Genomic DNA, 25,706 nt, shown 5'->3' with positions numbered 1-25,706 from the left:
ATGAGAGACATCCTTCGAATTTCCATCGCCAGTGCTTTTCTTACCGTAGGGGTAGGAGCGGGCGCAGTTACGTCAACACCCGATGTAGACGAGCTTCCTATTTTACAGCAGGAATCTCAACACAGTGTTGCAGCTAAGCGAGTAAGCGCACTTTTTACTAGGGCGCACTACAAGGAAATATCGTTGGATGATGTACTCTCGGCCAGAGTTTATCAGCGCTTTATCGACTCGCTAGACCACAACAAACAAGTGTTGTTGTTATCTGACGTCGTAGGTTTTGAAAAATACCGCACCTTGTTCGATGATGCGCTGAGTAAAGGCAATCTTTCTGTTGCCTATGATATGTACAATGTAAGTGCGAAACGACGTATTGAACGTTATGAATTTGCGTTATCATTGCTGGAAAAGGGCCCATTCGACTTCGAAAAGGAAGGCGATAAGTTCTTTTACGATAGGGAAGACGCTGATTGGCCTGCTAGCAAAGCAGAGCTTGATGAAATTTGGCGTCAACGCGTTAAATACGACGCGTTGAATCTTATACTTGCAGACAAAACGTGGGAAGAGGCGAAAGAGCTTCTTACCAAACGCTATACGCGAGCAATTAAGCGCACTAAGCAAGCAAAGAGCGAAGACGTTTTTCAAACTGCAATGAATGCATTCGCACGTACAATTGAAGCTCACACCAGTTACTTATCTCCGCGTAACGCTGAACGTTTTCAAATGGACATGAACTTGTCGTTTGAAGGTATTGGTGCAGTATTACAAAGCGAAGATGATTACACGGTAATCAAAAGCGTTGTACCTGGCGGTCCTGCAGACGAGTCTGGCGCAATAAAACCAGAAGATAAAATTGTTGGCGTAGCGCAAGACGACGACGAGTTTGTTGATGTGATTGGCTGGCGTTTAGATGAAGTGGTAGAACTTATAAAAGGCCCGAAAGGTAGTACGGTTCGCCTACAGGTTGAAAAAGGAGCCACGGACGCGAAAACCACGTCGGTAGTTAGCCTTACTCGCGATAAAATTAAGTTAGAAGATCGCGCAGCTAAATCGGAAGTATATGTGCCTGAGACTGGTCCTCACGCAGGTGAGCCTTTAGGTGTAATCACCATTCCAAGTTTTTACAACAACCTGAGTATGGATGTTGCTAAAGAAATAGAAAGCTTGAAAGCGCAAAACGTTAAAGGCGTTATCGTAGACTTGCGCGGTAATGGTGGTGGCTCTTTAACCGAAGCAACGTTACTTACAGGCTTATTTATCGAAAAAGGCCCGGTGGTTCAAATTCGATACGGTCAAAGCAAAGTTAGCGTTAACCGTGATACAGACGGCGAAGTGGCATATGATGGCCCGCTAACCGTATTGGTTGATAGATATAGCGCGTCTGCATCAGAGATTTTTGCGGCAGCGATGCAAGACTACAACCGCGCACTCATTGTTGGTGAACAAACTTTTGGTAAAGGTACAGTTCAACAGCACCGCGGGTTGGGCAAAATATATGACCTTTACGATAATCCATTAGGCAGTGTTCAGTTTACTATTGCGAAATTCTATCGTATTGATGGCGGGAGTACTCAGCATAAAGGCGTTATTCCTGACATTCTTTATCCGTCTGCTGTAGAACCGTCAGAGTGGGGCGAAGCCCAAGCAGAAAACGCGTTACCGTGGGATAGTATTAATCGAGCAAACTACACAACCTTTGCTGATGGAGCTGCCGCTTTAGATGTGTTAACAGCTAAGCACAACAAACGCATTCTGCAAAACCCAGAGTTTTCTTATATTTACGACGATATTGAAGAATATAAAGAAAACAAAGACAAGGATTTCATTTCTTTAGTGAAGTCTGAACGCGAAACTGAGAAAAAAGACGCGGAAGAAAAATCGCTTGCTCGTGCTAACGAACGTTTACAGCGATTGGGAATGGAAACTGTCACAACATTGGACGACCTACCTGAAGATATGGAAGAATTAGATCCATTCTTGGATGAAGCAGCCAATATCACTTTCGATATGATTGAAACAGGCCGTTACGCTATCACAAGAAATTAAGTGATTAGAAAAAAGGGCTGGTCTAGGGCCAGCCCTTTTTTTGTGTCTATAAATTATTAAAACAATAATAAAGGGAAATAACATGGCTATCAGAGGCGAATTTTCCTCTCGAATAGGGTTCGTGCTAGCAGCGGCAGGCTCAGCAGTAGGACTAGGTAATATTTGGGGCTTTCCTACGAAGGTAGCAAGTAACGGCGGCGCAGCATTTGTTCTCGTATATTTACTGCTGGCTTTCGTACTCGCTTACCCCGTACTTATGGCAGAACTTATCATCGGACGTAGTTCACGTTCGAATATGGTTGACGCTTTAGGTAAAATATCAGGCAATTTCGTAGGAAGGCTAACTGGCATTTGGGGCTGTGTTACCGTGTCACTTATCCTCGCTTTTTACGCTATTGTAGGCGGATGGATGCTGGTTTATTTCGCCGATGCAGCCGTTAGCATGGTGGGATTTACGAGCGCTAGCGACTGGCTACTTACTTCATCGGTTACGCGTAACATTATTTTCTGCTTCTTATTCATGGGCTTAACCGCATTTATCGTTATCGGCGGTGTAAAGTCAGGCATTGAGAAGTGGTCAGTGCGTCTGATGCCTACATTAGTTATTCTTATACTTGCATTGATTGTCTATGTGAGCCTACAGCCAGGTGCCGTTGAAGGTTGGTCAGCATATTTAGTGCCTGACTTCTCTCGTGTTTTAGACCCAGACTTATTAATTAACGCCATGGGACAAGCATTTTTCTCAATGTCGTTAGGTGTAGGTACCATGCTGGTTTATGGTTCATACCTAAGTAAAAATGAAAATCTACCTAGCATTGGCGCGTCGGTAGCGCTTGTCGATATCGGTGTTGCGGTTATCGCGGGTATGCTTATTATTCCAGCCATGTACGTTGCATTAAACAATGGCGTTGAAATCTTCACACCGGAAGGCGCGTTAATCCAAGGTGACACGCTAATTTTTAAAGTACTACCTGCGCTGTTCGATACCATTGGTAGCGTTGGCCTTTTCGTAGCCTTTACCTTTTTCGCACTAATGGCGATTGCTGCCGTCACGTCTTCAATTTCAATGTTAGAAGTTCCCGTTGCATTTATGGTAGAAAGTAAAGGCCTTCAACGTAAAAAAGCTGTGTTATTGATGGCATCGGTTATTTTTGTACTTAGCTGCATCATCATTTTAAATTTTGAAACCTTGTTTGGCTTTGTTATCGCATTAACTACCGAGTATAGCCAACCGTTGCTAGGACTCGCCTTGTGTATTTTCGCGGGTTGGGTGTGGCGCAGAGATGCAATACTTGATGAGCTTAAACAAGGTGATCAGTTTGCTGAACACAGCATTTTCTGGAAAATTTGGCCTTGGTACGTACGCTTTGTGTGTCCCGTTATCATTGCGCTAATGTTCTACCGCTCAGTTTTCTAAAGCATTCTAGTAAAAAGCGGACAGCACGCTTAACGCGTTACAAATACAATAATAAGGTTTTAAAAAACGACAATGACGAATAAAGAAATAAAAACGCCGTCACTACTTGATGCAATGCTTCCCATTCTTGCGTTAGTCATTATGATGGGAAGCGCAGTTTATTTGTTTGCCGACAACTCTTCTTACGGTCCAAACCAAATTGCACTGCTTTTAGCCATGGGGTTAGCTGCCATCATTGGAATGAAAAATGGCTACAGCTGGAAAACAATCGAAAAGGGCATCGTAGACGGTATCTCAATGTCTTTGGGCGCTTGCTTAATCTTGTTAGCGGTAGGCTCCTTGATTGGCACATGGATGCTAGCTGGTACCGTACCTACGCTTATTTATTTCGGTTTAGAGTTGCTTAACCCCTCGTTTTTCTATGCCGCCGCTTGTTTGATTTGTGCGGTTGTTGCAATGAGTATAGGTAGTTCTTGGACTACTGCTGCTACTGTAGGTGTTGCGTTAATGGGCGTTTCTGCAGGCATGGAAATGTCGGCAGCGATAACAGCCGGCGCAGTCGTTTCAGGTGCTTACTTTGGCGATAAAATTTCGCCCTTATCTGAAACAACAAACTTAGCGCCTGCCGTTGCGGGCACGGATTTATTTGAGCACATTCGCTACATGCTTTGGACCACCATCCCTAGCTTTGTTATTGCACTCATTCTATTTGTAGTACTTGGTTTTAGTGAAGTGGGTGAAGCCAAAGCAGAACGCATTGAGCAGATGCAACTTTTGTTAAACGAGTCCTTTGACTTAGGTTGGCATTTACTTATTCCCCTTGTCGTTTTGCTGACCTTAGCGATTAAAAAGATGCCTGCGTTTCCAGCTGTTTTTATCGGCGCTTTGTTAGGTGGCGTCTGGGCAGTCGTATTCCAGTGGGATGTGGTTACTTCTATGGCAAGTAGTGACGACTCGGTGAATGTAGGCGCGTTGAAGGTTGTTTGGACTGCGCTATTCGATGGCGTAAGCTTCTCAACGCCCGACGAGAACTTAAATAGCTTACTTTCTCGTGGTGGTATGTCTTCTATGTTAAATACCATTTGGTTGATTATTTGTGCAATGTCTTTTGGTGCCGTATTAGAGCGTGTTGGCCTATTAAAGCGTGCAGTGTCTGCCATATTAATTGGTGCAAAATCTGCGGGGGATATGGTGAGCCGAACCATTCTTACTTGTTTTGGTACTAACCTTGTTACTGCAGATCAGTACATTTCAATCGTGATGCCAGGCCGTATGTACAAAGAAGAATTCAAAAAGCGTGGTTTAGACCAATTGAATCTTTCTCGCAGCCTTGAGGACGGCGGTACACTTACGTCTCCACTTATTCCTTGGAACACCTGTGGTGCCTACATGCACAGTGTTTTATTGGTAAACCCATTTGATTACGTATTCTATGCATTCTTCAACGTAATCAACCCGATCCTTGCTGTCGTTTATGCGTATTTAGGTATTAAGATTCTACGTATTACACCACCACATGTTGAAGTAAACAGCAAAGAGTCGGTTTAACACAAAGTCCCAATTAAACCCACGTAGGCTTTCTTTTAGGAGGATCTATGTCAGTTCAAGCTAAACGCCGGGCGGATTATCAGCCGCCCGCTTTTTCAATAGCTACAGTTGACCTACATATAACGCTACACCCAACGCAAACCAAGGTCATTAGCACGTTGTCCGTCACCCGTAATGGCGCGCACGATAGTTCTTTAGTGCTTGATGGCGATAATTTATCGTTAGATTCCATTTCTATTAACGGTACGCATTTATCTGATAATGAATATACGGTAACAGATAGCGCTTTAAGCGTGGTTACTGAACTTGATGAATTCGTCTTAGAAATTACTAATACCATTGCGCCTGAACAAAATAAAGCCCTTGAAGGTTTGTATTTATCGGGAGGCGCCTATTGCACGCAGTGCGAAGCGGAAGGGTTTCGCCGAATTACTTATTTTATGGACCGCCCTGACGTTTTGTCCGTTTACACAGTTACAGTGGTTGCCGATAAATCAGTACCTATGCTACTTGCAAACGGTAACCCAGTAGACAAAGGGGATATCGATGAAAACACCCATTTCGTGAAATGGCACGACCCGCACCCTAAACCTTGCTACCTTTTTGCTCTAGTTGCCGGTGACTTCGATTTACTTACCGATAGCTACACCACCGCTAGCGGTAAAGAGGTTGCGCTAGAACTTTATGTTGATAAAGGCAAAAAGTCTCAAGGTATTTTCGCATTAGAATCTCTCAAGCGGGCGATGAAGTGGGACGAAGATGTGTTCGGGTTAGAGTACGACTTAGATATCTACATGATTGTTGCCGTCGATTTCTTCAATATGGGAGCGATGGAAAACAAGGGCTTAAATGTATTTAACAGTAAGTTTGTATTAGCCGATCAAAAAAGTGCCACCGACGATGACTTTTTCAATGTTGAGTCGGTTATAGCGCACGAGTACTTCCACAACTGGACCGGCAACCGGGTTACTTGTCGCGATTGGTTCCAGCTAAGCCTTAAAGAGGGGCTTACTGTATTTAGAGACCAACAGTTCAGCGCAGATATGACTTCGGCGTTAAGTAATCGTATAAAGCACGTTCGTGTTATGCGAGAACACCAGTTTGCAGAAGATGCCAGTGCAATGAGTCATCCAATTCGTCCAGAAGAAGTCATCGAAATGAACAACTTCTACACGGTGACGGTTTATGACAAAGGTGCTGAAGTTATTCGCATGTTCCACACATTATTGGGGCCTGACGGCTTCAGACGTGGTATGGACGAGTACTTTAGGAGACACGACGGTCAGGCTGTCACTTGTGATGACTTCATTTCAGCAATGCAGTCTGCTACTGATTTAGATTTAACCCAATTTACCCGCTGGTATAGTCAATCTGGTACGCCAGTGATTTCTGTCGCACACAGCACTGAGGTCGATGATGATGGTATTGTTGAGCATAGCTTTACATTGTCACAGCATACACCTACAACCTCTGATCAGAAAGAAAAGCATCCTCTATATATCCCTGTAAATATCGAGATAATTGATGATGAGGGAAATACCTATACTGATAAAGAGTCGCTAATCCAAAACGGCATGGTCATTTTAAAAGATGATTCTTTGCGTTTTACTGTAGAAGCCAAAACTACTAATTTAACACCTGTAGTATTGGGTAACTTCTCAGCGCCAGCGAAAGTAGAAAACCCATTGGGGACAGAGTCTTTACTTACTATATTTAAGCATGCGAAGGATCCATTTAATCGGTGGGATGCAATGCAAACGTTGTATGACCGCTGCGTGAAGCAACTTGAAGAATCGCCCGGTTCTGCAATTAGCAATGAAATCTGGAACGGTATCAAGCAAGCGATTGCCCAAGAGCAGAGCAACCTTGAGCTGCTAGGTGAATGTTTAGTAATCCCTTCGTTTGAAACGTTGTGTCAAAGCCGAGGTAACATTAACGTTTCGGCACTTTCAAAAGCGAGAAAAGCGTTTTGCGACCAGTTTGCACGTACCTTAGAGAAAGAGTTGTTAGATATTTTCAACAGCATAGAACAGAAAACTTATAGCTATACACAGAGCGCCATTAACGAACGACGCTGCAAAAACGTCGTGCTTGCACACTTAGCTCGTTTACCACAGTATGAGCACATTGTAGTTTCTCAGTTTGACTCCGCTGATAATATGACTGACACACTAGGGGCGCTAAGAAGCGCACAACACTGCAGCGCTTCTACTTTCGATAGCTTAATGGTTCAATTTGAAGAAACGTGGAATCACGATCCGCTTGTTTTGGACAAGTGGTTCGCACTTCACGCTACGCAAAACAGAGACGACATCTTTGCCACTATTACCATGTTGTGTGAGCATCCGCAGTTTGCAATGAGCAACCCAAATCGCGTTCGCTCGGTTATTGGTAGTTTTGCTTTCTACAATAGTGAAAAGTTCCATGCAGTGGATGGCAGTGGCTATAAGTTCGTCACCGACTATTTACTCAAACTTGATGAAGTTAACCCACAGGTTGCAGCCCGAATTGTCACGCCACTAACACAATGGCAGGGCTATGCAAGCGAACACCAAGTTCATATGAAACAGCAACTTGGCCGGTTGCTTAACCATAAAGGATTAAGTAAGGATCTGTTTGAGAAAGTAAGTAAAAGCCTTGCTTATGACAAGCATTAGCCAAACTGACTCGGTTTTTTACTTTTCAATAAACGCGCCTTACAAACAATGTGAGGTGCTTTATGTTGCATCTATGCCAGATGTGGTCATGGTCAGTGAATCAGGCCTAAGTGTCCAAGTACCAACGAACCGTTTGCGGCAGTTTGTTACCTCCGATGGAATAAAAGGTCGTTTTAGAATGATTGTTGACACCAACAAAAAAATAAAATCTTTTGAAAGGCTCGGGTAGAGCTTTTTTCTTTTTCACACCTAAAGATAATATCACCTAGCATAATACAGCCTCCTCACTTTCTTACCTGTCGAAAAAGATTAAAGATCGTTCCCCAAATATCCCTTAAGCAGACCCAAATAACTAACACAATGCATTTCTAATTAATTTGTACAATTTCTCTGCAACTTTATAAATGCCTTTTATACTCACAATAAAGCAATAACTATTTGATACGACTAATGTTGTAAATTTTGTTAACTGGTAGGATTAGTTCTTGCGGTTATGGCAAAATGATGTAATGATTTTGTTAATCGTTATGGTTGGTCATGATGTCACGTATTAAGTCACATCGACTTGGGAGTATAAAAATATGAAAAACGGGCCTAGCGCTTTTAAAATATCACCGGTAGCAGCGGGAGTTCTCTCACTGCTAGGTGCTGCTGCAGTACCAGTGCATGCTGCAAATTGGCAAGTAGGTGATGTAAGTATTTCTTTAGATTCAACATTTACATTGGCTACAAGTATTCGAACAGAGGCACGAGATTACGACCTTATTGGTAACAGTAACCACCCTCAATTCGATTGGAGTGGTTATCACGCAGCTTTCAATCCTTTATACCCAAGCAGCGATGTGTGGGCGTTAGCAGACGGAGCATATTCAACCAATGGTGACTTAGGTAACCTTGCTCACGATCCAGGCGATGCTTTCGCTACGCAAGTGTCAGGAACACACGAACTAGATATTAACTTTGGTGACTACGGCTTCTTTGCTCGTGGATTCTGGTTCTATGATTTCGAGCAAATGGATGGCGACCGCCCATACTCTAACCCTATAACGGGTAACCAATACGACTTGTGTCAAGACCCTGAAGCTGAGGACTTACTTTGTACAGACGTACGTCTGTACGATGCGTTTTTCTACGGCGACTGGTGGATTGGCGACAAGCCTCTTACGCTTCGCGTAGGCCGCCAGGTTATCAGCTGGGGTGAAAGTACGTTCATCCAACACGGTATCAACACAACCAACCCTGTTGACGTTACTCGTGCACGTGCACCAGGTGCCGAACTTAAAGAGGTGTTCCTACCGGTAGGTATGGTCTACGCTTCCTTGGGCTTGACCGATACAGTCAGTATCTCTGGTTATTATCAATATGAATGGCAGGAGAGTTGGTTACCGGTATCGGGAAGCTACTTCGCTGGTAATGACTTCGCAGGTGAGGGCGGTCAGCGCAACAACATTCAGTTAGGTTTCAGTGGCAACCCTGACATCGATCTCGATCACCTATTGACTGCCCTAAATGGTTATGGTGATTTATTGCGCTCAGGTGCTGATGCTGCTGCAATTTCTCAAGCCTATCTGGCATATCCAACGAAAGTGGCTATTCGCGGTTTCAGTGATGAAGTGCGCAATGATGCAGACGATCAAGGTCAATACGGTCTTCGCTTAACCTGGTTTGCTGAAAACCTCAACGAAACCGAGTTTAGTTTTTATCACATCAACTACCACAGCCAGCGCCCATTGATTTCAGGCGTTACCTCTGACTTTACGCAAGCGGGTATCGGCGCAGACTTGGCGTTTATCGCAGCAAACGAAGTTACACGCGATAACATCACTGAGCTTGGTGCGTTCACAAAGTCTGAATTCTTTTTCCCAGAAGACATCAAGCTTTATGGAATGAGTTTCAATACAAACATCGGCACTACAGCCCTTGCTGGTGAGTTTGCATACCGTGTAGATGAGCCATTACAAATCGACGATGTTGAACTGCTTTACATGGGTATGCCAGAGCAGTTGGCTAATGCCGGCCTACGCCCTGATTTAGCGGGTATATCACAGCTAAACAACATTGGTCGCGCTGTAGGCCCTGGCGAAACCGCAGAAGGTTTCCTATTCTCTGATACATGGCAGATGCAGTTTACTGCATCACACGTATTCGGTCCTAAGTTCGGCTCTGATAACTTTGTGCTTCTAGGTGAAGTAGGTTATGTGAACGTTGTTGATATGCCAGATCCAGACGTAATTCGCTTAAATGCTCCTGGCACAGCACGAACACCGTCTCTAGAACCGATCAACGGCAATGCCCGAGAGGGATTACATGTTGGCCTTTCGGATGGTCCTGAAACTAACCCGTTTGCAACAGACGACGCATGGGGTTACCGTTTGTTAGCTGTTGCTGATTACAATTCAATTTTCGCGGGTATGAACCTTCGCGTTCGCGGTACCTTTTCGCATGATGTTGAAGGTACAACGCCGGATCCATTATTCCTTTTCACAGAAGATGTTAAGTCTGCTGCACTTTCTTTCACGTTCGACTATTTAAGCAAATGGTCTGCAACGGCGTCTTACAGTGCATTCTGGGGTGGTATTGGTACAACCAATGCGCTATCTGACAGAGACTTCATTTCATTTAACATCAAATACGCAATCTAAGAGTGGTTTTTATGATTAGAAAAGTAGGAATTATCGCTGCAGCCTTGTCACTAGCCTTGTCTGGTGCAAGCGCGATGGCTAAAGTGTCTGAAGCAGACGCAAACAAATTGGGTAATGATTTAACACCATTAGGCGCGGTTAAAGCGGGAAATGCAGATGGCAGTATTCCAGCGTGGACTGGCGGTATTACTGCTGCTCCTTCTGGTTATACCGTGGGTGACCATCATCCTGATCCATATCCAGATGATAAAGTGCTATTTGAAATTACGGCTCAAAACTACAAAGAGTACTCAGAATTTTTATCAGAAGGTCAGAAGAAGTTATTTGAAGCGTACCCTGAAACGTTCCGCATGCCGGTTTACCCAACACGCCGTTCTGCGTCAAATCCACAAGCGATTTATGATGCTACTAAGGTAAACGCGACACGCGCCGAACTGCTAGATGACGGTAATGGTATTAAAGGCGCAGTTTTGGGTATTCCTTTCCCAATTCCTCAAAACGGTCTCGAGGCAATTTGGAACCACATTCTTCGCTATCGTGGCGAAGCGGTTCAGCGCAACGGTGGCCAAGCGGCTGTAACTACCGGCGGTGACTACAATGTTATTGGTTTTGACGAGCAGTTATTAATAAAGTACGCAGAAGAAGATGCTACGCCAGAGAAGCTAACAGAAGACAATATTTTGTTTATGTTTAAGCAAAAGGTGACTAAGCCAGCTCGCTTAGCGGGGACTGCGCTACTTGTTCATGAAACAGTAGATCAGGTAAAAGAGCCGCGTAAAGCATGGACTTATAACACCGGTCAGCGTCGTGTGCGTCTTGCTCCAAATATCGCGTATGACACACCAGGAACTGCAGCAGACGGTCTTCGTACTACCGATGACTTCGATATGTTTAACGGTTCTCCAAACCGTTACGACTGGAAACTTGTTGGCAAGCAGGAAATGTTTGTTGCCTACAACAACTATGCACTTCATTCAGACAATGCCTCATATGAGGATATTTTGAAGCCAAATCACGTTAATCCAGAATTAACACGCTGGGAAAAGCACCGTGTTTGGGTAGTTGAAGCGACGCTAAAAGAAGGGTTCCGTCATATTTATCAAAAACGCGTATTCTTCATCGATGAAGATAGCTGGCAAATTCAAGTTGCTGATATGTATGATAATCGTGGCGAACTGTACCGCGTTGGTGTAGCTTATGGTGTGAACTATTACGAAGTACCAACACAATGGTCGACGCTTGACGCGTATTACGACTTAAACTCTCGACGTTACCTAGCTATTGGCTTAGACAACGAAGAAGAGATGTATGACTTCACCGTACGCCCTCGAGATGTGGAATTCACGCCTCAAGCGTTACGACGAGAAGGTATGCGCTAATCGCCTTACACAACAAACGGTTGGCAAATGCCAACCGTTTTTGTATACAGACAATTATAAATAGGGGGAATGGTTAATTATGAAAAAAACCATTGCAGCGTGCATTGCCGCCACTTTCGCAGTTAATTACTCTTCAACTGCACTCGCCGAAGAAGCATTCATGGCACCATTGGTTGAGCAATCGGTTCTTTTGGACATAGACGCTGATTCATTTGTCGTTATTGTCGGTGAACGCGGTCACGTTTTATTATCGGAAGATGGCAAGAGTTTTCATCAGAAACTCGTGCCTACTCAATCAACGCTTACTGCAACGACTGTTGTAGGTGAGAACATTTGGGCAGTAGGTCACGACGCTGTCATTCTTCATTCTTCAGACAAGGGCGAAACTTGGGAAATTCAAAATTATCAACCCGACCTTCAACGCCCGTTTTTAGATGTATTATTTTTTGACGAGAAGCAAGGCATAGCGACTGGTGCTTATGGCCTGTTTTATCGAACGCTTGACGGTGGTAAAACGTGGTCAGCAGAACGCCACGCCAGTCTTCTTGATCCAATGGACCAAGAATACCTTGAAGAAATTCGCAAGGAAGACGAAGATTTTTATCAACAAGAGTTAGAGTCTATTTTGCCGCACTTAAATCGCGTGACTCTTGACGGAGATACGCTTTACATGGCTGGTGAAGCGGGTTTGTTAGCAAAAAGCACCGACATGGGCGAGTCTTGGGAGCGTTATTACGTCGACTATACTGGGTCATTTTTTGATATCAAACCGTTAGATGAAAATACGGTGTTAGCGGTAGGACTTCGCGGTAACATTTTCGTGAACAGAAACCAAGCGGAATGGGAATACGTTCAAACCTGTTCAACCAGCACACTTAACTCAATTCTCGTTGGCTCAGAGTCAAAGGTCTATGCGTTAGGCAACAACGGTATGATGGTAAGCGCACAGCGTCCACTTCCTACCAGTATGCGGGACCCTTATGCCAATCCATCAGACTGCGAAGCTGATGAAGGCATCAAGGTATCACAGATAAAAGATAAAGCAGCGCTTTTAAATGCTACACAGTTCAATGGTACAAGCATTGCTGTTTCCGCGAATGGCATTAAAACGTTGAGTTTAAAATAGGGCAGTATAAAAACAATGACCCATTTTCTAGAAAAATTAGTGTTTGGAAACCGTAAAATTGTGGTAGCGCTTTTCGCTATTGCAACGGTATTTCTAGGTTATCAAGCCTCACAGATGCGCTTGGACGCAGGTTTTGAAAAAAATATTCCGCTTAATCACGAATACATGAAAACCTATATTGAGCACCGCCAAGATTTTGGTGGGGCCAACAACATATTAGTTTCTGTCTGTGATAAGAACGACAATATTTACAATCAGAATTTCTTCGATACGTTGAAAAATGTTCACGACCAGCTTTTCTTTATTAATGGCGTGAACCGTTCATTAGTTATCTCACTTTTCTCCCCATCAACGCGCTTTACAGAAATTGTTGAAGGCGGCTTTGCTGGCGGCCCAGTCATCCCAGCAGACTTTAACTCGTCTAGCCCTGAAGCGCTGGAATTAGTTGCTGCAAATGTAGAAAAGGCAAACATTGTAGGTCGACAAGTTTCTAGTGATTACAGCTGTGCTATGGTAACCGCACAGTTGCTAGATATTGACCCACAAACTGGTGAGCCGCTTAACACACTCGCTCTGGCAGCAGAACTAGAAGAGCAGCTTCGTGGCCAGTATGAAAACGAAAATACCTCTATTCATATTATCGGTTTTGCAAAAATGATTGGTGATGTGGCTGATGGTGCTAAGGACGTACTGTTATTTTTTGCCATTGCCATCGCGATCACTGCGGTAATGGTGTACTTCTTCTCACGTAGCATCATGCTTACTGTATTGCCATTGGTTTGCTCAATTATTGCTGTTATCTGGCAGCTTGGACTTTTGACCTCAATCGGCTTTGGCATGGACCCTATGTCAATTCTAGTACCATTTTTGGTGTTCGCGATTGGTGTTAGTCACGGTGTGCAAATGATTAACGCTGTAGAAAAACAGGCGGTAACGGGTATTGGCGCAAAACGGGCTTCGATGGCAGCATTTAGAAACCTATTGGTACCAGGCGGTATTGCCTTGTTATCAGATACTGTAGGTTTCATGACGTTGCTGGTTATCGATATCGGCATTATTCGCGAGTTGGCCATTACAGCAAGTATGGGTGTTGCAGTAATTATTCTTACCAACCTATTGCTGCTTCCTGTCCTTATGAGCTTCTTAAAGCTTGACCAGAAATATGTTGAAAAATTTGCGGGTAAGGAAAATACTAACTCTCGGTTCTGGGAAGTTATTGCTGCATGTTCGCGTAAAAAGCCAGCAGCATTAATCTTAACCGTTACCGCTATTTTATTTGTACTTGGGCATTTCCAGGCTCAGAACATGAAAATAGGGGACTTGCACGCAGGGGCTCCGGCCTTGCATGAGACATCACGCTATAACCAGGATACCTTCTTAATTACCGATAAATATGAGGTTACGGTAGACTACATTTCTATTCTGGTAGAAACCACGCCAGAAGCCTGTACATCGCACAGCGTGATGAAAGCCATGGACGATTTCCAATGGAAAATGGAAAACGTACAAGGGGTTCAATCGGCGGTCTCATTAGCATCTGTAGCAAAAATCGTGAACGCAGGTTACAACGAGGGCAATGTCAAGTGGCAGGTGCTTCCTCGTAATCAACAAACGTTAGTTCAAGCTATTTCCCGCGTACCTACGTCATCTGGTTTACTTAATGGTGATTGTTCTGTTATGCCGATTATCCTGTTCATGGAAGACCATAAAGCAGAAACCATATCTCGGGTTGTCGATGCAGTTAAAGCATATCGCGATGAGTATCAAACCGATGATATGAAATTCAGCCTTGCCTCAGGACCGGTTGGCGTAATGGCCGCAACTAACGAAGCGGTTAGTGCAGCACAAGATCCTATGATGCTATATGTGTTTGGTGCTGTAATTGCGCTGTGTCTAATAAGCTTCCGCTCCGTTCGTGCCACGTTAGTCGTTGTAATACCACTATATGTAGTGTCTGTATTAGCTCAAGCGCTAATGACATACCTTCAAATAGGTCTCACCGTTTCTACGTTACCGGTTATCGCACTTGGCGTGGGTATCGGTGTGGACTATGGTATTTATATCCTTTCTACCAAGAGCTCAATGCTGAAGAAAGGCGCCACCGTTCAGGAAGCGTATTTCGCAGCCCTGAAAGAACGTGGAAGTGCTGTGCTATTTACCGGCATTACGTTGGCAATAGGCGTAAGTACCTGGGTTTTCTCTTCGCTTAAGTTCCAGATGGATATGGGTATATTGCTAACGTTTATGTTCGTTGTGAACATGCTCGGTGCAATAATTGTACTGCCTGCCTTAGCTAGGTTCCTGTGGTGGAATAAGAATGACCCTGATGCATAAATTATTTTTGCATAGCTACGCATAAAAAAGGGCCTTTTGGCCCTTTTTTTTGGGTGTTTTCTGCATAGTTATCTATGCTGTTAATATAAGGTTAAAAATGGGCTTTCATTAGCGTCATTTATTAGAGAAAATAGTTAGGTACTCGGCACTTATACCAAATTCAATTGGTATTATGACATTCAAAAAAGGTTAACAAATGACAGTCACCTCACAGCGACACTCAGTACTGCTAGACAATGTATTTGCACTTATTGACAAAAAAGTAGATACCAAGCAGAAGTCTCTTGTGCAGCAATTCGGACGTCTGTTGTATAAAAACATATCAAGCGATGACTTAGAAAATCGCAACGACAGCGACCTTTATGGTGCAACACTCAGTTTATGGAATGGTTTGGCAAAGTTTGAACACGCGTCGCCATATATACGTGTATTTAATCCGGAAATTGCTAAACACGGGTGGCACTCTAGCCACACCATCGTAGAAATTATCGTATCAGATATGCCGTTTTTGGTTGACTCTGTTCGAATGCTGCTTAACCGGTTAAACATTACCGCACATCTCTTTCTTCATAGCCCGATTGGCATCAAACGAGACAGTGGAAACAAAGTTGAAGCGTTTGCCGAGCCTGGCCAGAGCCTTGAAGGCGCTAAAAAAGAGACTGTCATCTTTATTGAAGTCGATACTCAGACATCAAAAAAGGATATCGACGCGTTAACCAAAGAGCTTTTCTCAGTTGTTGACGAAGTATCTTTGGCGGTTAAAGACTGGCAAGATATGACGAATACTTTGCAAGACGTCATCAAAAACAACGCTAAGTATAACTGGCCAGTGTCTACAGACGCTAAGAAACAGACGAAGGCGTACTTGGAATGGTTGGGCGATCATAACTTTACTATGATGGGATATCGTTATTACGATGTTAAAGCCATCGAGGGCGACCATAGATGGATCCCAAGAAACGATACTAGCTTAGGTCTTCTTAAAAACTCAGTAAACGACCGCGAGCGCTTATTATCACGCTTGCCTGCGTCGGCAAGGGCTGAAGCATTAAGTAAAAATCCGTTAATTCTAACTAAGACCAACTCACGAGCACGGGTACATCGCCCAGCATATATGGATTATGTCGGTGTAAAAGTCTTCAATAAAGACGGCCAAGTTGTTGGCGAGCATCGCTTCTTAGGTTTGTATTCAGCATCGTTTTATAACAATAGCGTTACCCAACTGCCGATTTTGCGCGAAAAGATTAAGCGTATCTGTGAGTTATCCGGTTTTGAGCCTGGCACACACGCCTATAAAGCGTTCGCTAATATTATAGAAACCTATCCACGCGACGAATTGTTACAAACGCCAGCGGAAGAACTTGCGCAAATTGTAATGGGTATTTTCCAAATGCAAGAGCGCGGTATTTCACGTTTGTTTATCCGCAAAGACACATTTGGTCGTTTCTTTTCATGTATGGTCTTTGTACCGAGAGAGCGCTACAACACTCAACTGCGCAAAGAAACACAAGCGCTGCTTAAAGCGTCATTAGGTGCAACTGAAGAAGTGGAATTTACCACTTTCTTCTCAGAGTCGGTGTATGCCCGTACGCATTACATTGCAAGAGTCAACGACAACAACGCGGAATTCGATGTGAAGGAAATAGAGCAAAACATTATTGAGTTGACCAAAACCTGGAATGACAGACTCGCGTCAGCTATTTCAGCAGCGCACGGTGAAGCATCTGGTAAAGCCCTTGAGCGTAAGTACAACAATGCGTTTTCTCGTAGCTACATGGAGCATAACCTTCCATCAGCCGCGCTAGTTGATATCGGCAAGCTAGAGATGCTTGACGACAACCATACGTTGGACATGTTGTTCTACCGCCCTCAAGAAGAGGATGCTGACAGCCAAGTTGTTAAGCTGAAGCTTTTCCACCGCGCAGAACCTATTCATTTGTCTGACGTGTTACCCATGCTCGAGAACTTTGGGTTACGCGTAATCGACGAAAGCCCTTATAAAATAACGTGTTCAGAGGGAGAGCGTAACTGGGTGATGGATTTCACCATGTTGCACAAAAGTGGACAACACTTTGACATGGAAAACGCGCAAATTCTTTTCCAAGATGCCTTTGCAAAAGTATGGTACAAAACGCTAGAAGATGATGCGTTTAACCGCCTTATTCTAGGCGCAAATATGACGGGCCGAAAAGTTACAGTACTTCGCGCCTATGCTAAATATATGCGCCAAACAGGCAGTTCATTCAGTCGCGATTACATTGCGAATACCCTTTCTAATTACCCAGATATCGCGCGTTTACTTGTCGATTTCTTTGACCAACGCTTCAACCCTAAGAAGAAGCGTAATCAGAAAAAAGAAGACGCTATTTTAGAAGCGATTAAAGCGCAGCTAGATAACGTAAGTAATCTTGATGACGACCGTATTATCCGTCGTTACTTAGATATGATGTCGGCCACCTTGCGCACAAACTTCTATCAACCTGACGATGCGGGTAATGAGAAGTCTTATGTGTCATTTAAGATGATGCCTGAACTGATCCCTGAAATGCCGCTTCCGCTGCCTAAGTTTGAAATCTTTGTATACAGCCCTCGCGTTGAAGGTGTGCATCTACGAGGCGGTAAAGTTGCCCGTGGTGGCCTTCGCTGGTCTGACCGTCAAGAAGATTTCAGAACCGAAGTTTTAGGTCTGGTAAAAGCACAGCAGGTTAAAAACACAGTTATTGTCCCTGTTGGTGCGAAAGGTGGCTTTGTTTGTAAAAACTTGCCAGTAGGTGAAGGCCGTGCCGCTATACAGGCTGAAGGTCAAGCATGTTATCGCACTTTCATCACAAGCTTATTGGATATAACCGATAATATTGTAAACGGCGAAATAGTACCGCCTAAAGATGTTGTCCGCCTTGATGATGACGACCCGTATTTGGTTGTCGCAGCAGATAAAGGCACCGCAACCTTCTCAGATATTGCAAACGGTATTGCAGAAGAATTCGGCTTCTGGTTGGGCGATGCATTTGCCTCGGGTGGCAGCATAGGTTACGACCACAAGAAAATGGGTATAACCGCACGCGGTGGTTGGGAATCAGTTAAGCGTCACTTTAGAGAAATAGGTATCGATTGCCAGACTACCGATTTCACCGCTGTGGGCGTAGGCGATATGGCTGGTGACGTGTTTGGTAACGGTATGTTGTTATCAGAGCATACGCGACTAATCGCTGCGTTTAACCACTTACATATTTTCTTCGACCCAAGTCCAGATGCAGCTGCAAGTTATAAAGAACGCCAGCGTTTATTTGAAAACCCAAGCCTCAGCTGGGAAGACTACGACAGTAAATTGATTTCTAAAGGTGGTGGTGTATTCAGCCGTGCCTCTAAATCAATCAAGCTGACACCTGAAATGAAAAAGTGGTTGGGTACGCGTCAACTAACGATGACGCCTAACGAGCTTATTCACAACATTCTTAAAATGCCAGTTGATTTACTTTGGAATGGCGGCATCGGTACTTACATCAAAAGTAAGAAAGAATCTCACTCTGAAGTGGGCGATCGTGCGAACGATGACTTGCGCGTTAACGGCCGCGACGTACAGGCTAAAATTGTAGGTGAGGGCGGTAACTTAGGCTTAACCCAGTTAGGCCGTATTGAGTACGCCTCTAACGGTGGCCGAGTTAACACTGACTTCATCGATAACGTAGGCGGTGTAGACTGTTCTGATAACGAAGTTAACATTAAGATTTTGCTTAACAGCTTGGTCAATGATGGAGAGCTTACGCTTAAGCAGCGTAATAAGCTTCTATACGACATGACTGACGATGTTAGTACAATTGTTTTAAAAGACTGTTACCGTCAAACCCAGTCAATCTCTATTACTGAGTTAGCTGGTGTTAAGCAACTTAAAGAGCAGCTTCGCTTTATTCACGGCCTAGAACGAGAAGGGCAATTAAATCGTGAGTTAGAGTTCATACCGAGCGATGATGAGATCTCCGATCGCGTAGCAACCGACCAAGGACTAACTCGCCCTGAACTTAGCGTGTTAATTGCCTACGGTAAAATGGTGCTTAAAGATGCGCTCAATATTCCAGAAATCACTGACAATCCTTACCATGGTAAGCTGTTAGTTGAAGCGTTCCCGAAGGTACTTCGCGAGAAATTTGCAGCACACATGCAGCAGCACCCGCTTAGAAGCGAAATAATCGCCACAAAATTAACCAATAACATGGTTAACGATATGGGCCTTAACTTCGTGTTCAGAATGCAGGAAGAAACCGGTGCAAGTGTAAGCGAAATTGCTGACGCCTACGCGATTGTGCACGGCATCTTCAACATGGATACGCTGTGGGAGCGTATAGAGGAATTAGACAACGTTATCCCAGCTAAGCTTCAGCTTAAAATGTTGGATGAAGCACGCAGAATTATGCGTCGCGCTTCACGTTGGTATATTCGCCACGGCAATAAAGCGCAATCCATTGAAGAAGCCATTGCTAGCTACCGCGGTACATTCGATAAACTGTCGAAAAACTTACAGCATTATTTGGTTGAAAGTGAATATGCGCAGTTAGAAGCGGCAACGCAGAAGTATATCGATAAAGGTGTACCTCAAGATATTGCATATCAAGTTGCGAGTTTCTCAAACATGTTCTCTAGCTTCGACTTGGCACAAATCGTTGAAGCCGACAAACACGATACCGATGTTGTCGCTAAGCTTTACTATCAATTAGGTTATCGCTTAGAGCTTCACTGGTTCTTGGACCAAATCAACAATCAAGCAGTGAGCAACCATTGGCAAGCGTTGGCGCGAGCTTCATATCGCGAAGAACTGGATTGGCAGCAGCGTTCAATCGCAGCGAACCTGTTATCTTCTCGTGAAGACGTCGGTGATGCCGACCAAATTCTAGATGAGTGGATTGAAAGTAATCAGGTACTTCTTAAACGCTGGTATCACATGATGTCAGAGTTTAAGACCAGTACTACACATGAATTTGCGAAATTTTCTGTCGCTTTACGTGAATTGATGCTTTTAAGCGTGAAGTCTAACCATTAGAATACACGCACCTTAATATTTTAAGCCCTGTTAATCAGGGCTTTTTATTGGCCGGTTGAACATTATTGTATAGTTTCACAGCATTTTCATCGAATATGAGACCTGTGCAAACCCTCATACAGTAACGTTCTTTAGGCCCTTAATAAGCGAGCGTTTAAAACAACCATGCAATCTCTAGTGCAAAAACTTTTACTTCAGTGCGAGCCTGAAAAAAGTCACGATTTCACCATTAACTGGCTGAACAAGACCCAACATACCCCGCTGAAATGGATGTACAGCACACCAACAATCAAAAAGCCCGTTACCGTTGCAGGTATGACCTTTGACAACCCTGTAGGTTTGGCGGCAGGCTTAGATAAAAATGGCGATTGTATCGATGCATTTTCGAGCATGGGATTTGGTTTTGTTGAAATTGGAACGGTTACGCCTCGTCCTCAACCAGGAAACCCAAAACCTCGCTTATTCAGAATTCCTGAAAAGCACGCCATTATTAACCGCATGGGATTTAATAACAAAGGCGTGGATCATCTAGTAGAGCAGGTAAAGCAAGCACAATTTAAGGGTCCTATTGGCATAAACATCGGTAAGAATAAAGATACTGAAGAGGCCAATGCCCTTGACGACTATCTTATCTGCCTGAATAGGGTTTACCCCTATGCAAGCTATGTCACTATCAATATTTCATCACCCAACACGCCGGGGCTTAGAAACCTGCAGTACGGTGAAGCGCTTGACAAATTACTAATAGGCTTAAAAGCCGCCCAAGAAACGCTCACACAAACCCACGGTAAGTATGTGCCACTATTCATTAAAATAGCGCCTGACCTAAGTGATGTTGAAATCGAAAGCATTGCGGCTTCGTTGCTCAACAGTAAAATGGATGGTGTGATAGCAACGAATACAACGCTTTCACGAGACGCTGTTGCGGGGTTAAAACATGCTGATGAGATGGGCGGCTTGAGCGGTTCTGTGATGACAGATATGAGCCTAGAAGTAACCCGTAAATTAAATAGGGCACTTGACCGCGCTATACCGATTATCGGCGTAGGGGGCATTGACTCTCCTGAGACAGCACAAGCGCGCTTAGATGCAGGCGCTTCGCTAGTACAGGTCTACTCAGCTTTTATTTATCAAGGCCCATCACTCGTTAAACGCATCGTAAACGCGTTATAATACAGCCGAAACAAAGTACACCCTAAACCAATCTCTCGTGTACGTGCTTTAAGTTAAGCACGTACATCAAAAACAGGTACATGAATGAATACTATTCTGGTTACGACCAGTCGCGGTCTTGACGAACTATTGAAACAAGAAGTGCTAAGCCTTTGCCCTGATGCACAAATAAAGCAGGGCCCTGGCACTATTCAGTTTGAAGGCTCAAAAGAAGATGCGTATAAACTTTGCCTTTGGTCTCGCTTAGCTAACCGCGTAATTTGGGTGCTAGCATCCGGCAAAGCAGGCGATGCGGATGCGCTGTATAACACGGCAATGGGCATCGACTGGCAGATGCAGATGGATTCACGTCATACCTTATCTGTACAGTTTATCGGCACCAACTTTGGCATCAAAAACACCCAGTTTGGTGCAGTTCGCGTTAAGGACGCCATTGTAGATTCATTCGTAGAGCAAGGTTTACCTCGCCCTTCAGTTGAGCGCAAAAGCCCTGATATTTCTGTATATGCCAGGTTGCACCGTGACAATGTGATTTTGGGTATCGACCTAGCTGGAGCAAGTTTACACCAGCGCGCGTATCGACAAGAAACCGGTGACGCCCCGCTAAAAGAGCATATCGCCAGCGCAATGCTTATGCGCAGTGGTTGGGCAGAGAATACCGAAGCGCCATTGGTAGATTTAATGTGTGGTTCAGGCACTATTGCAATTGAAGCTGCCTTTATTGCGCGTAATATTGCGCCGGGTATAAAGCGTTCATACTGGGGCTTTACTAAATGGCTTGGCCATGAAGCTAAGATTTGGGAAGAGCTGGTAGAGCATGCCATATCTGTTCAAAAACCCAGTTGTGGCGGTATTTATGCGGGCGATTTCAGTCGTAAAATGGTGGCGATTGCAAAAGCGAACGCTGACTTTGCTGGTGTGTTTAACGATATTTCGTTTTCTCAGCAAGATGCTACCAAGTCCTCGCCGCCAGTTAGTACTCCTGGCTATGTGGTTTCCAACCCGCCATACGGAGAGCGTTTAGGTGAACTCACTTCGTTAATCCCGCTATTTAGCGATTGGGGTAAGCGCTTCAAAGAAGCATGGAAAGGCTGGTACGTGTCGCTTTTAAGTAGTAACCGTGACTTGCTACGTGTATTAAAGCTTCGTGCCACCAAAGACTATGCCATGAATAACGGTAAGTTAGAGTGCCGTTTAGCTAACTATGTGCTTGATGAACAAAACACGGTTCAGTTTAGTGAAGACGCCGGCAACCATGAGTTTGCGAATCGTTTGAAGAAAAACCTTAAACGCATGAAAGGCTGGATCAAAAGTGCAAACACAAACTGCTACCGTATTTACGACGCTGATTTACCCGATTACAACGTGGCGGTAGATAGGTATGGCGATTGGCTGGTCGTTCAAGAGTACGCGCCACCAAAAACCGTATCAGAAGATAAAGCCCGTAAACGTCTGCAAGAGGTGTTACTACACTTACCAGCAGTTACTGGAGTCTCACCTAAGCACGTTGCGCTTAAAGTGCGTAGCCAGCAAAAAGGGACTAAGCAATACGAAAAAATTAATCAGTCTGGCGACATGATGGAAGTGTTCGAAAACGACGCTCGCTTTTTGGTAAACCTGACAGATTACTTGGACACGGGCCTTTTCTTAGACCACCGTAATACCCGTCAAAAAGTAAAAACCTTGTCAAAAGACAAAGACGTGTTGAATTTGTTTTCATATACAGGAAGTGTGTCTGTCTTCGCTGCTATGGGCGGTGCGAAATCTGTTACCACCGTGGATATGTCTAACACCTATTTAGAATGGGCAAAGAAAAACGTAGCACTGAATAAACTAACAGGCCCTCACGCCTTTATTCAAGCCGACTGCACCACATGGTTAGGGACGCACAAAGGTAAATATGACCTAATTTTCATCGACCCACCGTCGTTTTCAAATTCGAAACGTATGCAGAATACGTGGGACGTACAGCGCGACCATGTAAAAATGCTTACCGACGCAAAAGCCTGCTTAAAAGAGCAGGGGACTATTATCTTCTCTAACAATAAACGTGGTTTTAAGTTAGACGAGTCAGCCATCAATGACCTTGGCTTGAACATTGAAAATATCACCCACGAAACCATACCCGAAGATTTTGCGCGTAAGGGTAAAATACACCAGTGCTGGATTCTACGTTCATGAAAATAATCTTCTACACGGGCCCGCAATGCAGCCTCTGTGATTTAGCCGATGTTGAACTGCAGCAAACGTCTATGTTTTCATCGCTTATTATTGAAAAAGTTAACATTCGTACAAGTACCGAGCTTTATCACTTGTATGGCGCTCGTATTCCAGTTTTGAAGCGGGCCGATAATGAAAAAGAAATTGGATGGCCCTTTAGTGCCGCCGATTTAGAGGAGTTTCTTCAGTGAGCATTTTGCAGTTAAAAAACATCACTGTTATTTATGGAAATCCGCCGCTTTTAGACGGCGTTGAGCTGGTTGTTCAGCCTAAAGAGCGAGTATGTTTGGTAGGTCGCAACGGAAGCGGCAAATCCACTCTTATGAAAGTTATCGCAGGCGATATTATTGCCGACGATGGCCAGCGTATTATTGAGAACAATACTGTAATCGCGCGTTTAGAGCAGGACCCACCGCAAACCACAGATGTAACACTGTTTGATTACGTTGCAGAAGGCTTATCTGATGTAGGTGAAACGCTAAAAGCCTATTTTCATCAAACGCGCATTGTGGGTGAAGACCCTAGTGAAGCTAATTTAAATAAACTTCAACGACTACAAGAACAATTAGAGGCCAGAGACGCTTGGCAGTTCGAGCAGCAGATTGAGCAAACGCTTACCATGCTAAAGCTTGACCCTGAAATATCGTTATCAACATTATCTGGTGGCTGGCGTAGAAAAGCCGCTTTAGCGCGCGCGTTAGTGCGGCAACCAGATTTATTGCTGTTAGACGAACCTACTAACCACCTTGATATTGAGATGATCCGCTGGCTTGAGTCAAGCTTAAGCAACTATCAAGGTGCTATTGTGTTCGTCAGCCATGACCGTGCTTTTATCCGCGCCATGGCCACACGTATTATTGATCTTGATCGCGGCTCTGTAACTAGCTACCCGGGTAATTACGAAACCTATCTTGAGAAAAAGCAGCACGATTTAGAAGTTGAAGCGTCGCAAAATGCTGAATTCGATAAAAAGCTAGCACAAGAAGAGGTATGGATTCGACAAGGTATCAAAGCTCGTCGCACCCGTAACGAGGGACGAGTAAGAGCGCTGAAAAAACTACGGGAAGAGCGCAAAGCACGTCGCGCAGTGCAGGGCAATGCTGTGGTTAACCAACACCAAGGCGCGCGCTCTGGCAAAATGGTGTTTGAGGTAAAAGATTTAAGCTATAGCATTGAAGGTAAGCCAATCGTTAAAGGCTTAAACTTAAATGTATTGCGAGGCGACAAGCTTGCACTTATTGGCCCTAACGGTAGTGGTAAAAGTACGCTTATCAAGCTTCTTTTAGGAGAGCTGCATCCGGACAGCGGGAATTGCAAACAAGGCACTAATTTAGAAGTCGCTTATTTCGATCAACATCGACACGGATTAGATTTAGAAAAGACCGTTATTGATGCGGTTGGCGATGGTAAACGCGACCTTATGGTGAACGGCCACCCGCGCCACGTTATCAGTTACCTGCAAGACTATCTATTTACGCCTGAACGCGTTAATGCGCCGGTGAAGTCACTATCAGGTGGTGAAAAAAACCGCTTAATGCTTGCCAAGCTCATGCTAAAACCAAGCAACGTTTTGGTTCTCGATGAGCCAACCAATGACTTAGACGTTGAAACATTAGAAATGCTTGAGACCTTACTCAACGAGTATACTGGCACCGTGCTTTTAGTGAGCCACGACAGGGAATTCGTTGATAACGTTGCCAACAGCAGCGTAGTTTTTGAAGGTAATGGCCTGCTTCGCGAATTTATTGGGGGTTTCACTGACGTAGAAAACTGGTATAAAGAGCAACAGGAAAAACGTCAGCAAATCGAAAAGGAAGAGAAAGCCAAGGTAAAGAATGAAACTAATTCAGCTTCAGACAGTCCTAGTGCTAAGTCTTCTCCCCGTAAGACGAAAAAGTTATCATACAAAGACCAGCGTGAACTTGAGTCCTTACCGAAAGAACTAGAAACACTTGAGGAAGAACTTGAGGCTATGCAAGAGAAAGTTAACGATCCAGACTTTTTCAAACAAGACAGTGACACTACTGCCAAGGCATTAGCCGAATTGGCAGATAAAGAAGAATTACTTTCCCAGAAATATGCGCGCTGGGATGAACTAGAAAGTATGCTGGAAGATAATCAGCAGTAAATAG

Annotated in this window: 14 protein-coding genes; all 14 read left to right on the top strand. The window is 44.2% G+C overall.

Annotation, left to right across the window (positions count from 1 at the left end):
- The 14 genes from prc to uup all read left to right on the top strand — a co-directional run bounded on the left by prc (position 1) and on the right by uup (position 25,702).
- The gene (gene prc, locus ACXAGV_RS16105; RefSeq protein WP_474874111.1) at positions 1-2,043 is read left to right on the top strand and encodes a carboxy terminal-processing peptidase; all 2,043 of its coding nucleotides are present in this window, start codon (positions 1-3) and stop codon (positions 2,041-2,043) included.
- A gap of 82 nt (positions 2,044-2,125) precedes the next feature.
- On the top strand, positions 2,126-3,460 hold the full coding sequence (locus ACXAGV_RS16100; protein ID WP_474874110.1) for a sodium-dependent transporter: 1,335 nt from the start codon (positions 2,126-2,128) through the stop codon (positions 3,458-3,460).
- 72 nt (positions 3,461-3,532) lie between these two features.
- Complete coding sequence (gene nhaC, locus ACXAGV_RS16095; protein WP_474874109.1) at positions 3,533-5,008, top strand: Na+/H+ antiporter NhaC; 1,476 nt, start codon at positions 3,533-3,535, stop codon at positions 5,006-5,008.
- A 47-nt stretch (positions 5,009-5,055) separates the two neighbouring features.
- Positions 5,056-7,665, top strand: coding sequence for an aminopeptidase N (gene pepN, locus ACXAGV_RS16090; RefSeq protein ID WP_474874108.1), 2,610 nt, complete (start codon positions 5,056-5,058; stop codon positions 7,663-7,665).
- Positions 7,652-7,894 (top strand): DUF2835 family protein, encoded by a 243-nt coding sequence (locus ACXAGV_RS16085; protein WP_474874107.1) that lies wholly within the window; start codon positions 7,652-7,654, stop codon positions 7,892-7,894. Before pepN ends, ACXAGV_RS16085 begins: the two co-directional genes overlap by 14 nt.
- Positions 7,895-8,246: 352 nt before the next feature.
- The gene (locus ACXAGV_RS16080) at positions 8,247-10,307 is read left to right on the top strand and encodes a DUF1302 domain-containing protein (protein WP_474874106.1); all 2,061 of its coding nucleotides are present in this window, start codon (positions 8,247-8,249) and stop codon (positions 10,305-10,307) included.
- Between the two features lie 11 nt (positions 10,308-10,318).
- Complete coding sequence (locus tag ACXAGV_RS16075) at positions 10,319-11,686, top strand: DUF1329 domain-containing protein (RefSeq protein WP_474874105.1); 1,368 nt, start codon at positions 10,319-10,321, stop codon at positions 11,684-11,686.
- A gap of 79 nt (positions 11,687-11,765) precedes the next feature.
- The gene (locus tag ACXAGV_RS16070) at positions 11,766-12,812 is read left to right on the top strand and encodes a WD40/YVTN/BNR-like repeat-containing protein (RefSeq protein WP_474874104.1); all 1,047 of its coding nucleotides are present in this window, start codon (positions 11,766-11,768) and stop codon (positions 12,810-12,812) included.
- Between the two features lie 15 nt (positions 12,813-12,827).
- Positions 12,828-15,146 carry an efflux RND transporter permease subunit gene (locus ACXAGV_RS16065; protein ID WP_474874103.1) on the top strand — a complete coding sequence of 773 codons (2,319 nt, stop codon included), beginning with the start codon at positions 12,828-12,830 and terminating at the stop codon, positions 15,144-15,146.
- 196 nt (positions 15,147-15,342) lie between these two features.
- Positions 15,343-20,181, top strand: coding sequence for an NAD-glutamate dehydrogenase (locus ACXAGV_RS16060; RefSeq protein ID WP_474874102.1), 4,839 nt, complete (start codon positions 15,343-15,345; stop codon positions 20,179-20,181).
- Between the two features lie 165 nt (positions 20,182-20,346).
- Positions 20,347-21,354, top strand: a complete 1,008-nt coding sequence (pyrD, locus tag ACXAGV_RS16055) for a quinone-dependent dihydroorotate dehydrogenase (protein ID WP_474874101.1) — start codon at positions 20,347-20,349, stop codon at positions 21,352-21,354.
- Positions 21,355-21,438: 84 nt separating this feature from the next.
- The gene (rlmKL, locus tag ACXAGV_RS16050) at positions 21,439-23,535 is read left to right on the top strand and encodes a bifunctional 23S rRNA (guanine(2069)-N(7))-methyltransferase RlmK/23S rRNA (guanine(2445)-N(2))-methyltransferase RlmL (RefSeq protein WP_474874100.1); all 2,097 of its coding nucleotides are present in this window, start codon (positions 21,439-21,441) and stop codon (positions 23,533-23,535) included.
- On the top strand, positions 23,532-23,765 hold the full coding sequence (locus ACXAGV_RS16045; RefSeq protein ID WP_474825670.1) for a glutaredoxin family protein: 234 nt from the start codon (positions 23,532-23,534) through the stop codon (positions 23,763-23,765). The genes rlmKL and ACXAGV_RS16045 overlap by 4 nt, the downstream gene beginning before the upstream one ends.
- The gene (uup, locus tag ACXAGV_RS16040; RefSeq protein WP_474874099.1) at positions 23,762-25,702 is read left to right on the top strand and encodes an ATP-binding cassette ATPase Uup; all 1,941 of its coding nucleotides are present in this window, start codon (positions 23,762-23,764) and stop codon (positions 25,700-25,702) included. The genes ACXAGV_RS16045 and uup overlap by 4 nt, the downstream gene beginning before the upstream one ends.
- Positions 25,703-25,706 lie beyond the last annotated feature (4 nt).

The sequence above is a fragment of the Alteromonas sp. ABH4_453 genome (assembly GCF_056160665.1).
Note: the sequence above shows the minus strand (reverse complement) of the source record. Positions and strands in the feature narration are given on the sequence as shown.